General features: G+C 40.5%; 17 protein-coding genes. 10 read left to right on the top strand and 7 right to left on the bottom strand.

Annotated elements, in window-relative coordinates; all coding sequences use genetic code 11:
- Positions 1-2: 2 nt before the first annotated feature.
- The 6 genes from ACOQON_RS13910 to ACOQON_RS13885 all read left to right on the top strand — a co-directional run bounded on the left by ACOQON_RS13910 (position 3) and on the right by ACOQON_RS13885 (position 4,513).
- A complete protein-coding gene (locus ACOQON_RS13910; RefSeq protein ID WP_420576024.1) occupies positions 3-1,460 on the top strand; it encodes a cellulose synthase family protein in 1,458 nt (485 codons plus the stop codon).
- Positions 1,461-1,529: 69 nt separating this feature from the next.
- Positions 1,530-2,840, top strand: coding sequence for a hypothetical protein (locus ACOQON_RS13905; RefSeq protein WP_420576023.1), 1,311 nt, complete (start codon positions 1,530-1,532; stop codon positions 2,838-2,840).
- Positions 2,837-3,067, top strand: a complete 231-nt coding sequence (locus ACOQON_RS13900) for a hypothetical protein (protein WP_420576022.1) — start codon at positions 2,837-2,839, stop codon at positions 3,065-3,067. Before ACOQON_RS13905 ends, ACOQON_RS13900 begins: the two co-directional genes overlap by 4 nt.
- Positions 3,052-3,363: a type II toxin-antitoxin system RelE/ParE family toxin gene (locus ACOQON_RS13895; protein WP_420576021.1), complete on the top strand. Its 312-nt coding sequence runs from the start codon at positions 3,052-3,054 to the stop codon at positions 3,361-3,363. The genes ACOQON_RS13900 and ACOQON_RS13895 overlap by 16 nt, the downstream gene beginning before the upstream one ends.
- Positions 3,360-3,854, top strand: a complete 495-nt coding sequence (locus ACOQON_RS13890; RefSeq protein WP_420576020.1) for a rhodanese-like domain-containing protein — start codon at positions 3,360-3,362, stop codon at positions 3,852-3,854. Before ACOQON_RS13895 ends, ACOQON_RS13890 begins: the two co-directional genes overlap by 4 nt.
- Positions 3,855-3,871: 17 nt before the next feature.
- Entirely contained in the window at positions 3,872-4,513 is a 642-nt protein-coding gene (locus ACOQON_RS13885; protein WP_420576019.1) for a TIGR04282 family arsenosugar biosynthesis glycosyltransferase, read from the top strand.
- On the opposite strand, the gene ACOQON_RS13880 is transcribed toward ACOQON_RS13885, so the two are convergent.
- The 5 genes from ACOQON_RS13880 to ACOQON_RS13860 all read right to left on the bottom strand — a co-directional run bounded on the left by ACOQON_RS13880 (position 4,510) and on the right by ACOQON_RS13860 (position 10,723).
- Positions 4,510-5,760: a POTRA domain-containing protein gene (locus ACOQON_RS13880; protein WP_420576018.1), complete on the bottom strand. Its 1,251-nt coding sequence runs from the start codon at positions 5,758-5,760 to the stop codon at positions 4,510-4,512. The two genes, ACOQON_RS13885 and ACOQON_RS13880, sit on opposite strands and share 4 nt — an antisense overlap.
- Positions 5,757-6,611: a hypothetical protein gene (locus tag ACOQON_RS13875; protein ID WP_420576017.1), complete on the bottom strand. Its 855-nt coding sequence runs from the start codon at positions 6,609-6,611 to the stop codon at positions 5,757-5,759. Before ACOQON_RS13875 ends, ACOQON_RS13880 begins: the two co-directional genes overlap by 4 nt.
- 99 nt (positions 6,612-6,710) lie before the next feature.
- The gene (locus tag ACOQON_RS13870) at positions 6,711-9,383 is read right to left on the bottom strand and encodes an ABC transporter permease (RefSeq protein WP_420576016.1); all 2,673 of its coding nucleotides are present in this window, start codon (positions 9,381-9,383) and stop codon (positions 6,711-6,713) included.
- A complete protein-coding gene (locus ACOQON_RS13865; RefSeq protein ID WP_420576015.1) occupies positions 9,380-9,715 on the bottom strand; it encodes a PadR family transcriptional regulator in 336 nt (111 codons plus the stop codon). Before ACOQON_RS13865 ends, ACOQON_RS13870 begins: the two co-directional genes overlap by 4 nt.
- A gap of 327 nt (positions 9,716-10,042) precedes the next feature.
- Entirely contained in the window at positions 10,043-10,723 is a 681-nt protein-coding gene (locus ACOQON_RS13860; protein WP_420576014.1) for a Crp/Fnr family transcriptional regulator, read from the bottom strand.
- A 77-nt stretch (positions 10,724-10,800) separates the two neighbouring features.
- Between ACOQON_RS13860 and ACOQON_RS13855 the strand changes: the two genes are divergently transcribed.
- From ACOQON_RS13855 to ACOQON_RS13840, 4 genes are read left to right on the top strand one after another with little or no spacing between them, the layout of a single operon-like run.
- Positions 10,801-11,334: a CopD family protein gene (locus ACOQON_RS13855; RefSeq protein ID WP_420576013.1), complete on the top strand. Its 534-nt coding sequence runs from the start codon at positions 10,801-10,803 to the stop codon at positions 11,332-11,334.
- Complete coding sequence (locus tag ACOQON_RS13850; protein ID WP_420576012.1) at positions 11,334-11,528, top strand: hypothetical protein; 195 nt, start codon at positions 11,334-11,336, stop codon at positions 11,526-11,528. Before ACOQON_RS13855 ends, ACOQON_RS13850 begins: the two co-directional genes overlap by 1 nt.
- Positions 11,529-11,581: 53 nt before the next feature.
- The gene (locus tag ACOQON_RS13845; RefSeq protein ID WP_420576011.1) at positions 11,582-11,950 is read left to right on the top strand and encodes an SCO family protein; all 369 of its coding nucleotides are present in this window, start codon (positions 11,582-11,584) and stop codon (positions 11,948-11,950) included.
- Positions 11,940-12,398 carry a c-type cytochrome gene (locus tag ACOQON_RS13840; RefSeq protein ID WP_420576010.1) on the top strand — a complete coding sequence of 153 codons (459 nt, stop codon included), beginning with the start codon at positions 11,940-11,942 and terminating at the stop codon, positions 12,396-12,398. Before ACOQON_RS13845 ends, ACOQON_RS13840 begins: the two co-directional genes overlap by 11 nt.
- Here the strand turns inward: ACOQON_RS13840 and ACOQON_RS13835 are convergent.
- Positions 12,395-12,802 carry a hypothetical protein gene (locus ACOQON_RS13835; protein WP_420576009.1) on the bottom strand — a complete coding sequence of 136 codons (408 nt, stop codon included), beginning with the start codon at positions 12,800-12,802 and terminating at the stop codon, positions 12,395-12,397. The two genes, ACOQON_RS13840 and ACOQON_RS13835, sit on opposite strands and share 4 nt — an antisense overlap.
- A gap of 68 nt (positions 12,803-12,870) precedes the next feature.
- Entirely contained in the window at positions 12,871-13,308 is a 438-nt protein-coding gene (locus ACOQON_RS13830) for a hypothetical protein (RefSeq protein ID WP_420576008.1), read from the bottom strand.
- Positions 13,309-13,310 lie beyond the last annotated feature (2 nt).

Here is a 13,310-nt window from a genome sequence, read left to right as displayed (position 1 = left end):
GGGTGGAGTGGTTAGTTATCGTGCTTTATGGGATTACGCTGATGATCATTTGCCTTTTTAGCTTGGGCCAGTTCAACCTTACCTGGCACTATTTAAAATCAAGAAAGGATAATGTGAAAGAGTCAGCAGCCCTTACAGAATATCCTTATGTCACCATCCAGCTGCCAGTTTTTAATGAGCGGTATGTAGTGGAGCGTCTCATCGATGCAGTGACAAAGATCAATTATCCAAAAGGCAAGCTTGAGATTCAGATTCTGGATGACTCTAATGATGAGACCATCCAGATCATTGAAAAGAAAGTAAGTGCTTATCAGGCAAATGGGTGGGATATTCATCAAATCAGACGTCCAGACAGGGTGGGTTATAAAGCAGGTGCACTTGCTTACGGCCTTAAAGAAGCCAAAGGCGAATTCATCGCCATTTTTGATGCGGACTTTGTGCCTAATCCGGAGTTTCTCCTTCGGACCTTACCAAAATTCAACCACGGCAAAGTGGGGATGGTACAAACCAAATGGAGTCACCTCAATACGGATTATGGCTGGTTGACTAAGATTCAGGCCTTCTGGCTGGATGCACACTTCACTGTAGAACAAAAGGGACGAGAACATGCAGGTAGCTTCATCAACTTTAATGGAACTGCCGGTGTGTGGCGTAAAGCATGTATTGAAGATGCCGGAGGATGGCAATATGATACCATCACAGAAGATTTGGACCTGAGCTATAGAGCTCAATTAAAAGGCTGGAAGTTTGTATACCGCGAGGAGATTGAGTCACCGGCTGAGCTTCCGATTTTGATACCGGCAGTAAAATCCCAGCAGTATCGATGGAATAAAGGTGCAGCTGAGACAGCAAGAAAAACGCTGGGTAAGGTACTCACATCCAACATTGGATGGAAACACAAGGTGCGTGCTGCTATGCATTTACTTAATAGTTCGGTATTTCTGCTCTTATTGATCGCTGCGGTTTTAAGTATACCAATGCTTTATATCAAAGAGTACAACCCAGATTTGGCATTGGTTTTTGATTTGGGAAGCATATTTATCATTGGATTTTTGGCTATGGGCTTCTTTTATTGGGTGGCGGCTAAAGCAACTCACCCGGAGTACACCCTGAAATATTTTTTAAGGAATTTTCCGGTTTTCCTGGCCTTCTCCATGGGGATGGCGCTGCATAATTCGGTAGCAGTTGTGGAGGGGTATCTAGGGATCAAAACACCATTTGTGCGGACACCCAAATTCAATGTCAATGTGAAAGGTGACTCATGGAAAGGCAATATTTATTTGAACAATGTGCTCACCCCTGTGACGTTTATGGAAGGCCTCCTTTCTGTGTATTTTATCTATGGGATATTCTCAGGGTTTAAATTGGAGGATTACGGACTGATGCTTTTCCATGCGATGCTTGCGATTGGTTTTGCATACGTTTTTATCTTGTCGGTGAAACCGATGAAACATGCCTAACCTGAATGATTCTGGTGGTATTTATTGAGAAAATTTCATCTCCGAGATTGTTTTGGCCGCAAATAAATAATGGGAATTAAACACGCAAAAACAGGCTACTACACTTTTCTGATTGTTTACATCCTTGCTGTTTTTTCAATTAGCAACTGGATCGAGCGATACCAATCACTTTCTCTGATGCTGGCCTATGGAAGTGGTTTTATGGCCTATGTTTTTTTGCTTCAAAATTCAGAAAGTGCAAAAACCCTGTTCAATGCCGGGATTATCCTGAGGGTTCTCATGTTTTTTAGCCTGCCATCCCTATCTGATGATCTATATCGATTTATCTGGGACGGGACATTGATAAAGAATGGGATTCATCCATTTGAAGCATTACCGGACTTCTATCTGGATAAAGAAATACCAGGTATTACTCACGAGCTTTATGCATTGCTCAATTCTCCACAATACTTCACGGTCTACCCACCTCTTAATCAGGCCATTTTTTGGTTGAGTGCGGTGATTGGCAATGGGGACTGGCTGGTTTCTGCTAGTGTTATCCGCTTAATACTATTTGCCGCCGATGCGGGATCTTTTTTCCTGTTAAAGGCTATATTAAAATCGAATGGCAAGCCCTCTTTTCTTGCCCATTGGTTTTGGCTCAATCCATTGGTAATTCTTGAGGGTGTAGGAAATCTACATTTTGAGGTGCTGGTGGTTTTCTTTCTTCTTTTGGGCATATATGGATTTCAAAAAAGTAAAAACCTCATGTCTTCAGTTGGATTTGGATTAGCAATCGGCACCAAGCTTCTCCCGCTCATTTACCTGCCGGCTGTATTTATGATCGGACTCAGAAATAAAAAGTGGTGGATTTCCATAGCCGGAGGGTGTATCGCTGTTATCACCCTCATCCCAATGTTAGATACAACTTTTCTTCAAGGTATGCGGTCGAGTCTGGACCTCTATTTCCGATCGTTCGAGTTTAATGCCAGCATTTATTTCATTGCAAGGGAAATCGGCTTCTGGTTTTACGGATACAACAATATTGCTTTGATTGGACCTCTGCTATCCATCTTATCATTTCTATCAATCCTATCAGTTTCAATTCTGGCCTATGTAAAAAAGTGGGACATATCGAGAAGTTTACTTTATGTTCTCACTGTTTACTTGCTTTTTGCCACCACTGTACACCCCTGGTACATTATTCCTTTGACCGCCTTAGGTATTCTATCAGGCTACTGGTACACCATAGTATGGTCCTTTTTTATTTTTCTTACGTATGTCGGCTATACCAGGGAAGGGTTTGAACTTCCGGTATATATCGTTGTTGTGGAGTATATGATCTTGCTCATGACAATTGTTTTAGAGCTTAGATTGAGAATGACTAATTTTAAAAAATGAACACAGAGATTAAACTCGAACTGATCAATAAAATAGCCAATACCAATGATGCGATCTTGTTGGAAGAGGTGAAGAAACTTATTGAATTGTCGGACTCTGATGTAATCTATAATCTTTCTGATGAGCAACTTAAAGGCATTTCTGCAGCAGAAGATGATATTAAATACGGAAGAGTGATTGATCATGAGGTTGTTAAGGATCAAACTTCGAAATGGTTGAAAAAGTAGTTTGGACACAGACGGCTTACACTCAAAAACTTGAAATTTTTGAGTATTGGAATCTAAGAAATGATTCAACGAATTTTAGTCAAAGCCTCGAGAGTAACATCAATTCTGCCATTGATCTCTTGAAAAAATTCCCCAGACTTGGAATCAAAACTCAATTGAAGGATGTTCGAGTAAAAATTATCAAAAGCTATCTATTGATTTATAAAGTGACAAAGGACACCCTTTATATTCTTCTATTTTGGGATTCGAGACAGAATCCTAAGGATCTAGAGCGCTTACTGGCATTGTATCAATGAAAAAATATTTACCTCCGTTTATTTTAATTATCATATCCACGTTTACATCATGTGGGCAAAAAACCTTTGATGAGAAAATGGAAAGTCTCTATAAAAAGACCGTTCCATTGATTAAGTCAGATTCGTTGAAACCAAAACTCGATGATGTGGTTTTGTTGGATGCACGGGCCAAAGAAGAATATGAGATAAGCCATATCAAAGGAGCACGCTTTGTCGATTATGATGACTTTGAAGTCGAGCAAGTCAGGGATATTCCGAAGGATATGGAAGTCATCGTTTATTGCTCCGTTGGATATCGAAGTGAGCGTGTAGGAGAAAAATTACAAAAGGCCGGTTATTCCAATGTCAAGAATCTGTATGGCGGTATTTTTGGATGGAAGAATGAAGGCAATGAGGTTGTAGTTGGACCAAACGATCAACCTACAGATAGTGTCCATACGTACAACCGATTGTGGGGTAAATGGCTATTTAACGGAATAAAAGTTCACTAAAAGAGAAAATGAAAGCTATGAGCGACAGTTTGTTGATGATTTTTGTGAAGAACCTGATCCCGGGAATGGTAAAAACACGTCTGGCTGAAGATATAGGGATAGATAAAGCACTCGATGTTTACAATGAATTGGTTCATCACACCAATAAGATCACCAGAAAAATAGAGGTTGATAAAGCTGTTTACTATTCTGAGTATGTGGAAATCGAAGATGTTTGGGACACAGATGAATATAAGCTCCATGTGCAGAAGGGAATGACCTTAGGGCAAAAAATGTCGACTGCTTTTGACGAGGCGTTTGATTCTTACAAGAAAGTGGTGATCATCGGGAGCGACTGCTATGATCTCAATTCCAAGACGATCAAATTGGCTTTTGAAATGCTTGAAGAGTATGATCTGGTTGTTGGTCCGGCCAAAGATGGTGGCTATTATTTACTAGGTATGAGTGAGTACTTCCCACAACTTTTTCAGGATAAAGAATACAGCACGGATACTGTTCTAAAAGAATTGTTGGAAGAGGCTGAAGAGCTTGAGTTATCTGTTTACAAACTACCCGAGCTCAATGATATTGATACACTCCAAGATTTGAAAGAGACAAACATTGAATGGGAAAAGCTGGGAGCAGATGCCGAGGTGGATGATGAAAGTGAGACATATTAGAAATACTGACCGATCCCCAGTACAAATCCATTGACCTCTGGTTGCTGTAAATTGACCCCATAATCAACTCGAAAGATCGCGTTGAATATTTTCTTGTGTATAAATCGAAACCCACCGCCAGCGAACAGCACGAAATTTTTTGAATCAGTAAAGTCAGAAAAGTCGCCTCCTGGCTTTCTCCAGGATCCAGAATCGGAGAAAAGCACTCCCTGTACCGCTAGTTTGCGCTGATCGATGAAGCTGTAGCGATATTCTGCATTTAGAATGATTGCTCCGGTTCCACGATCGACACGATTGCCTACTCCACGAATATTAACATAGCTATCCAGCACGAATGGTGCAAAGGGGCTTTCCTCATTGGAACTTAGGCCAAGTCGTAATCTGGAAGCAAAATTTCCATGCTCACTAATTCTTATAAATCGCTTTAGGTCGTTGAAGATGATGTAAAAGGCAGGATCGTTATCGAACGATTGTACTGTTTGAAGATTCAATTGATTATACCACCCATTCAGGTAAAAAAAGTGGTAATCCACTCGGTTGTGGATGAGCCTAAGCTTGCTGAGGACCTTGTGTTTATTGACTCTTTCAGGTGCACCTTCGAAAGGTCCTTCAGTGAATTTTTTATAATCCTCAGTAAAATAGGCCCCTCCGAATTCAATTCGATCTCTAAAATTGAAATGACGGATTGCATCCACCCCCAGCGTATAATTATCGTATTCATACTCAACCGCATTGCCATTAAAGAATAACGGTTCTAATGTTGACCATTTGATTAAGTTGATATTTACACCCCATGGACTTTGTTTGATTCTGTCAAAGGTGAGATGAGTTGCATATGAGCTTCGGTCGTAATATTGGTAGTAGGTTGTCAGTTTGTTTCCACGACCGCTGAGGTTCACCTCACTGGCACCAATTTGAAACCAAAAATTTTCTTTAATTCCACCAAAATTAAAAATAGGGAGCAGGGTAAACAGTTCCTCCATGTGAAAAGCAATTGTGACACCTTTGGCACTTTGTTCTACCTCGTAGCTGACATCAGCAAACATTTCCAAATTGACCAGAAGTTGCTTCGTTTCCTCCAGCTTTGCAGAATCCAACTCATCTCCCTCTTCAAAAGATAGGAATTGATTCAGGTAAGTAGGCTTGGTTTTTTGAAGACCTTCAAAGTTGATGGTCTTAATTGTTTGAGCATCAATTAAGAAGGAACAAAAAGTTGTTAATATTATCGCTGATAGAACTCTTCTCACTTTTGGCGTATCACTCGGATACCCAAATTTATCGTTTCTCCTGCTCCTTTAAATTCACTGCCATTCCAAAAGTTGGTATACAGGGCTTCCAATTCAATAAGGTTGGGTATTAATTGATACTTAAGTCCAAGTCCTGATTGTAAGAAGTAGGCAAAGAAAGCTTCGCTACGATCATTACCAAAATCATAATGTGTTGGAAAATACTCCGTCATTCCGTAAATCGTCCATCGGGATGTAGGAAAGTAACTATAAAAAATACTGGTCTGTGTCTCCAGGAAGTTATTATCAACTGAGGAGCCATCCTTTGTCATTCGATACCAAAAGGCCTGCTGGAAAAAAAGCTGAGATTTCTTGTTGAGAGGCAGGTCGAAGTAAATCTGGTTTAGCCATAAGTTGGCATCCCACTCCAAAAAATACCTGGATCCATTCACTCCCTCAGGGTCATCAACCGTATTGAATAGAAATGTGCTTTGAATAGACAGGCGAGGAAGATCTTTGAATGGAGCGATTTTTATTTTGGGCCCAATACCGGTCAATCCTGTTGATGAACTAAAATTATCAATGGAATTATTAGATGATTTTACCCATACATCTAAGCCAATATTGACCTGGTCATTCAGGCCGTACAGAAACTGATTGATGGAAGTAAAGAAAGTCTCCCGCTGACCGGTTGCTACCTTACCACCATCTGTATCAAACAGTTTGGTTTGTGTATATAGGTTTTGAAATGTTTTGTACTCCCAATCTCCTTTTTTGAAAAGAATGGAGGGAGTATAATTCTGCAGGTTATTTTGACCAAAGGCGGATAGGCTCACTAAAAGGATGAAGATAGGTAATAGGATGATTCGCATATTCAATTATTTCAGCATAAAGAACGGGGAATCATCCTAAATCAACAGTCAACCAGCAGACAATCACCATTTTGTTAAACAAAATTTACTTTTCAGTGATTACTCATATCGGAGGGAATCCACAGGATTTGCATCAGAAGCCCTCCATATCTTTAACCCAATTGACATTAATGCTATGGCAATGGATATGAATCCGCCCAAACCATAAATCCACCAGGAAATAGTGGTTTTGTAGGTGAAATCTTCCATCCAGCTATTGATAAGAAAGTACGCTACCGGAATTGCGATTAAAAAAGCGATCAGGATAAGTATCAAGAACTCTTTAGAGAGAATTGTCCCAATGTTTAAGACCGATGCTCCCAGCACCTTACGAATACCTACTTCTTTGGATTTTTGTATGATGTTGTACGAAATCAAGCCAAATAGTCCCAGGCAGGAGATGAGTATAGCAATCACCGTAGCAACTCCTGCCACTTTTGAGGTACGCTTTTCTGTCTCATAAAAGCTCTCGACCATTTCGTCCATGAATTTCACTTCAAGTGGTTCATCCAAATAAATGTTACTCCAGACATCCGTAAGTTCATTGATCGTAGACGGTAAATCTTTTGTTGCTAAGGATAAACCAATACATCTGGAATATTTTTCATCGTACGAATACATCAGCGGCTCGATAGCAACATGAAGGGATTGGAAATGAAAGTCTTTAAGAATCCCTACTACCTCATACACGCGCTCTCCATTTGATACCTTAGCACCTATTGCTGCCTGAGGCACTTCAAAACCAAGCATTTTAGCGTACGTCTCATTAATGACCGTTTCTAGCTTCCCATCACTTTCTTTTATATTTCTTCCTGCTAAAAGCTCAAGCTGGTAAACGTCAAAATAATGTTCATCTCCTCTCTTTTGATGCACCGACTGCACCGTCTCGGTGGAATCCTGATCATAAAATTTCATCGTGGAGGTCGACCATCCATTCCGGGCGGGCGGACTCTGATGAACGCTCATTGATTGAATTTGAGGAATACGCTGAATCTCGTTCAGTAGAACTTGCTGCTTCTCTTTATTTTCATATCGTGGTGTCTCAAAGTAGATCACCCCTTCATCCTTAAACCCCATTTCTTTATCCAGCATATAGGATACTTGCCATACAATGGCAATGGTACAGATGACCAGTAGTTGTGAAAAGACGAACTGGGAAGTGATTAATACTTTTCTGATGGCTTGACTACCTCCTGATTTAGCTGAAAATTTAATTGTAGATTTCAAGGCCTGAACAGGAGAATAAGAGGAGGCGATAAATGCCGGGTAAACCCCGGCCAGAAAACCAACAATTAACACCAATGCCATTAGATAGATCCAGAAAAAAGGATTAGTCCATTCGATAGAAAATCCTTGAGGCACTAGATCTGAAAACAGCTTAACCCCATAGAATGATACTGGGAGTGAAACAATAGCAGCTAAAAAGGTGACCATTGTACTTTCCGTTAAAAAGCGACCAATCAAAGAAGGTTTTGAGATTCCCATGGACTTTCTCAGGCCTACTTCTTTTGATTTGTTGATTGCCTGTGCCGTTTCAAGATTGATAAAATTGAAAATAGCAATGGAGAGAAGGGCGATTGCTACACCCAGCAGAATGTTTAACGTCTTTAAATCGGTGGCCGATCTCGAATGATCGAAGATCCCCACATTCAAGTCGTAATGAATGTCATCGACGGGTTGAAGAGCAAGCTCTGTATGCCATGTTTCACTATCCGATTCATGAGAGGCCATCTCTCTATTGAGGTCCTCGAGTATTTCTCCAATTTGATCCTCAGTCGCCTGACTGTGAAACTTAAGATAAAGCTGCCATGAGCTGTTTACACTTGTCCATTCACCTTTGGGAAATTGTTCCTTTACCCAGGTTGCATCTATCGTGCTGAAGGAAATGAGATCGGTAAAATTAAAATCTGTTTTTGAAGAATTGAGTGAAACTACCCCGGAAACAATGACGTTGAGTGAATCTCCGTAAATAACTTGTTTTCCTATCATATCCAGAGGTGGTATTCCTCCAAAGTATTTCTCACCCTGATCCTTGGTGATTACCAGTTGATTGGGTTTATCAAGCGAATTATTAGCTGTCCCGGCAAGCCATTCATACTGATCGATGACGTTAAAATACCGGTGATCAACAAAGGCTATTTTATTGTTCCAATCAAATTTTTTTATCTCCCCCTCATCTCCTTTGGTTTTTACTTTGGTCTGGAAAGTATATACACGGGCCAGTGATTCGATAATGCTTGCACTTTCCTCCAGATAATCAGGAATAGGGGTTGCAACAGCAGGGTTGGTTCCTGAAAAAGCCCCTCCAAATTCCGTATAAACCCGGTAAATCCGATCCCTATCGGGAAGATGTTTATTGAAACTGAGCTCATATGATACAAGGCTGTAAATAGCCACAAATCCACCAATGCCTATGGCCAGCCCGGTAACGTTAATAGCCGTGGTGGTTTTTCTTCGGATTATATTTCTCCACGCGATCTTGATGTTGTGTGCCAAAGAGGCCACAGAGAGTAGATGTCCTTTGTTTTTCATTTTAGTCCTTTTTAGTGCGAATGATCGAAAACTGCGAATGACTAACCACCAATAGAAGAGTGAAGCAAATCGTGTCCCTTTTTCTGCTATTCGCTCCTGAAAAACTTCATAGAGATCCCCTTCCAACTCCTCTAACCGCTCATCGCTGCAATAGAGGCGGAATAGTTTCAGTGGAAGTTTCGGTGGCTCAAGTCCTTTCATCCCAGATGTTCAAATGCTATTTCCGGAATCTGATTTCTCATGCGGTTTCTCAACTCGTTAGCGGTTTCAAGAGCTTCTTTTCCAGCATGTGAAATGGTGAAAATCCGCTTTCTTTTGCCACCACGCTCACTGGACATTTCGCCCATTCTGGAGTTTAAAAGTCCTTTTTCCTCCAGACGATAGACTGCAGCATGAACCGAGCTGATACTTACTTTTCGGTCGGTTTGCTTATTAAGCTCCTGCTGAATAGCCACGCTGTAAGCATTATCATATAAGATGCCGACAGTCAGCAAAACTAGCTCTTCAAACTCTCCTAAATTCGTTCCTTTCATATTACTACTTGAACATTAATTTCGTAAATGTAAGTATAATTAATAATTAACTTCGTATTTGTAAGTATTATTTAACCGGAATTAACATGAATATTGGATAAGAGGAAACTAAAATGATCCAAAATGATGCCTTAAAGTCTCCTCCTTGGAGGAGAGAGAGGTGGGTTTCTAAAAGCAATCATTTTGGGTCATTTTACGTGTGAAAGAAAAGCATTTTTAAATGAACCCACCCCCACCACCCCTCCAAGGGAGGGGAATAATGGCTCTTTTCTTTCACCTTATGCGATATTCACGTTAAATTAACTTGAGCTGGATATGATAGGTCGATTAGGCTAGTTTTTCCAGATCTCTGATTAAGATCCGTCTCCTGTCGAATGTGATGAGATTACTGTCACGAAGTTCATTCATGACCGTGGTGACAGTTTGTCGGGAGGTACCGGTAAGGCTGGCAATATCTTTATGAGTCAAATGATTTTTGATCATCATTTCAAAGCCCACCTTTTGGCCTTTTTCTTCTGCCATTTCTCTGAGAAAATCTACAATGCGTGTTCGGGCATCTTTAAAGACCAAGGATTCAATTTTTCGCTCCATTTTACGCAAACGAAACCCAACGATTTTGAGGATCTTAAAACTCAGTTCTTTATTATCTACCATAAGGTTTTGCAGATCCTCAATGGTCATCGCACAAACGCGCGTATCATTATCCATAGCTTGTGCGAAATCCTGACGTGTATCTTCACCGGCCAGGGCCATTTCACCGAACAATTCTCCCTTTGTGAGTATGGCTTTAACAATCTCTTTGCCATCGGGACCGTACGTTCCGATCTTCACACGTCCATTTGAGACCATGTAAATATTTTCGGAGGATTGATCTTTGAAGTAGATAAATTCATCTTTCTTGTAAACTCCGGGAGTGTGTTTATCTTCCATTGTCGGAGTTTTGGATGGACACAAGACCTTAAACAGGTCTACATCCTCAAAATACCATAGATTACTTTCGGCGCTCATTATCGTGTGATATCAGGATTTAAATCAAATTTGCAACAACCACGGGTTAACAACAATTATAACTAAAAAGCTCCCGAATGGATTATTTATATCTGAAAGCTCTCCATATCATATTCGTAATTACCTGGTTCGCCGGATTGTTCTATATCGTTCGACTTTTTATTTATCATACTGAGGCCTTGAGCAAAGAAGAGCCGGATCGCTCCATCCTTTCCGATCAGTTGGATTTAATGAGTAAAAAATTATGGTATATCATCACCTGGCCTTCTGCAGTGATTACGCTGATACTTGGCATATCTCTTTTGGTTGTACAGCCAGAATGGTTAAAAATGCCATTTATGCACGTGAAACTAGGGTTTGTGATACTTCTTTTCTTATATCACCTCGGCTGTCACGGTATATTCAGGCAGCTACAAAAAGGGAAGGCGAGGTATACATCCACTCAACTACGCGTTTTTAATGAGGCAGCTACCCTGATACTTTTCGCGGTTGTTTTCCTTATTGTTTTGAAAAATGAAATCAGTTGGATTTATGGTACGATGGGACTTATTAGCTTCGCAATTGTGTTAATGATAGCGATCAAATTATATAAACGATTTCGGAAAGACTGATGAAAAAACTACTTATACCTTTTATCATTTTGATGGCCTGCCAGCAGCAGTCTGGATCTGATAAGTTGCCTTTCATGGGCAATACTATTTATGAGGAAAATGATACCATCTATCATACCATTCAGGATTTTCAACTGGTAGATCAGGATAGTAGTATTGTTACAAATGAGACATTCGATGGTCAGGTTATGTAGCGGATTTCTTTTTTACTTCCTGCCCAACCATTTGTCCAAAGATGAAAGCTCAGATGCTGCGTATATATGAGAAATTTGAAAGCAATCCGGAAGTAGCCATTCTCTCTCATACCATCGATCCAACATATGATACCGTGGCTTTGTTGAAAGACTATTCTCAGCGGCTTGGTGTTAGTTCGGACAAATGGAAGTTTGTAACCGGAGATCAGGATTACATTTATGATCTGGCGGAAGGTAGCTACATGTCTATTGCAGATGAAGACTCAGATGCTCCCGGAGGATACATTCACTCTGGTGCTTTTTTGTTGGTAGATAAAGAAAGGCGCATTCGAGGGGTTTATGATGGAACGCTTCCTGAACAAGTGGATGTGCTTATGAATGACATAGAAAAACTATTAAAAGAATATTCGGATGAGAAGTAACTATCTAATTGGGCTTTTGGCCATGACACTTTTTGCATGTGGTGGAGGAAAAGGGCAGGAAAAAGAAGAAAAGAAATCAGAACTCAGCTCGCGAGATGAGGTTAGACTGAAACAATATCAGGTGGAGGGCGCTAAAGTTTATGCTACCTATTGTGCCAACTGCCACCAACAAGATGGAAAAGGGCTGGCTTCTTTATATCCGCCACTTGCCGGAGCAGATTATTTACTCGAAAATCTTCCAAGAGCCGCTTGTATCATTAAAAATGGCCAGAGCAAAGAGATTGTGGTGAATGGAGAAACGTATAACCAAATGATGCCTGGCAACCCAATAACCAATTTAGAGATCGCAGAAGTACTTACTTACATTGGAAACGCCTGGGGTAATGATGCTGGTCTTGTCGGTGTAAAAGACGTAGATAAATGGTTAGAGGAATGTGAGGAGAACTAATTCTCCTCACTCAAAACATCATTCCCCTTCTTCAGTGACTCTATCATTTCATCTTTCACTTTCTGGATAGCTACTTTCTGATCTTCCAGGTATTGTTTGATTTCTTCATCTGTGCCTTCAAATTCCGGCTCGTAGGCACGCATCCATTGCATCATGCCTTCGTTCGCATTTCCTATTTCGTCTGCTACGGTTGTAAGCATAGCTGCTCTATCGGGATTGCTTTCCATCAAAGAATCTGCCTGCAGCAATAGATCTTTTCGGGTTCTTCTGAGCTCGCCCATTTTTGGCATCACTTCATCATGGATAGCCATTACCTCGCTTTTTAGCGTTTGGAGTTCTTCTTTTTTAGAAGGACCGCATGCGGCTAAAAAGATGATTACGGTTAGTAATGTTAGGTTTTTCATATAGTATATTTGGTTCTTCGTCACCCCCTAGCCCCCTCAAGGGGGAAACTGTAAGAGGGGATTTTTTTCTAATCGATTTTTACTTCAGCGTCTTTTAAGATATACATGAGCTGATCATAGTCTGTGTCATTGAGCACCAACTTTCCGGTTACTGTCACAGGCTTGGCTGTGTATTTCACTTCTTCTTTTAAATAAGCTTCAGCTACTGTTTCTGGTCCACTGCCTCCGCAGAAAAAACATGCGGCAATAGGAAGCGAGGAAATGATGATATGCTTTGGCTCAAACATGCCTTCAAAAGGGATGATGAATCCTTTTAATGAAACTGTTTTACCATTCATCCTTTGCACGTCATCACCAAACTTTGGTACGTAAATCTCTCCGTATTCATCCTGCGATTTTTCATACTTCACATCAGCTAATGTTTCCCAGTTTTTGTTGGAGTCAGTATACTGTGCACTTACTGCGATTGAAAAAAGAATGGAAAAAGAAAAAATAAGTTGTTTCATAA

Origin of the sequence: Ekhidna sp. (genome assembly GCF_965221965.1) — a bacterium.
GTDB lineage: Bacteria > Bacteroidota > Bacteroidia > Cytophagales > Cyclobacteriaceae > Ekhidna.
This window is presented reverse-complemented; position numbering and strand designations above follow the sequence as displayed.

Excerpts from the sequence above, each read along its gene's own strand:
- ACOQON_RS13890 (WP_420576020.1), top strand. The coding sequence starts at position 3,360 with ATGAAAAAATATTTACCTCCGTTTATTTTAATTATCATATCCACGTTT.
- ACOQON_RS13865 (WP_420576015.1), bottom strand. The coding sequence starts at position 9,715 with ATGAAAGGAACGAATTTAGGAGAGTTTGAAGAGCTAGTTTTGCTGACT.
- ACOQON_RS13895 (WP_420576021.1), top strand. The coding sequence starts at position 3,052 with ATGGTTGAAAAAGTAGTTTGGACACAGACGGCTTACACTCAAAAACTT.
- ACOQON_RS13845 (WP_420576011.1), top strand. The coding sequence starts at position 11,582 with ATGCTGCGTATATATGAGAAATTTGAAAGCAATCCGGAAGTAGCCATT.
- ACOQON_RS13830 (WP_420576008.1), bottom strand. The coding sequence starts at position 13,308 with ATGAAACAACTTATTTTTTCTTTTTCCATTCTTTTTTCAATCGCAGTA.
- ACOQON_RS13870 (WP_420576016.1), bottom strand. The coding sequence starts at position 9,383 with ATGAAAGGACTTGAGCCACCGAAACTTCCACTGAAACTATTCCGCCTC.
- ACOQON_RS13850 (WP_420576012.1), top strand. The coding sequence starts at position 11,334 with ATGAAAAAACTACTTATACCTTTTATCATTTTGATGGCCTGCCAGCAG.
- ACOQON_RS13875 (WP_420576017.1), bottom strand. The coding sequence starts at position 6,611 with ATGCGAATCATCCTATTACCTATCTTCATCCTTTTAGTGAGCCTATCC.
- ACOQON_RS13900 (WP_420576022.1), top strand. The coding sequence starts at position 2,837 with ATGAACACAGAGATTAAACTCGAACTGATCAATAAAATAGCCAATACC.
- ACOQON_RS13885 (WP_420576019.1), top strand. The coding sequence starts at position 3,872 with ATGAGCGACAGTTTGTTGATGATTTTTGTGAAGAACCTGATCCCGGGA.
- ACOQON_RS13905 (WP_420576023.1), top strand. The coding sequence starts at position 1,530 with ATGGGAATTAAACACGCAAAAACAGGCTACTACACTTTTCTGATTGTT.
- ACOQON_RS13835 (WP_420576009.1), bottom strand. The coding sequence starts at position 12,802 with ATGAAAAACCTAACATTACTAACCGTAATCATCTTTTTAGCCGCATGC.
- ACOQON_RS13855 (WP_420576013.1), top strand. The coding sequence starts at position 10,801 with ATGGATTATTTATATCTGAAAGCTCTCCATATCATATTCGTAATTACC.
- ACOQON_RS13860 (WP_420576014.1), bottom strand. The coding sequence starts at position 10,723 with ATGAGCGCCGAAAGTAATCTATGGTATTTTGAGGATGTAGACCTGTTT.
- ACOQON_RS13840 (WP_420576010.1), top strand. The coding sequence starts at position 11,940 with ATGAGAAGTAACTATCTAATTGGGCTTTTGGCCATGACACTTTTTGCA.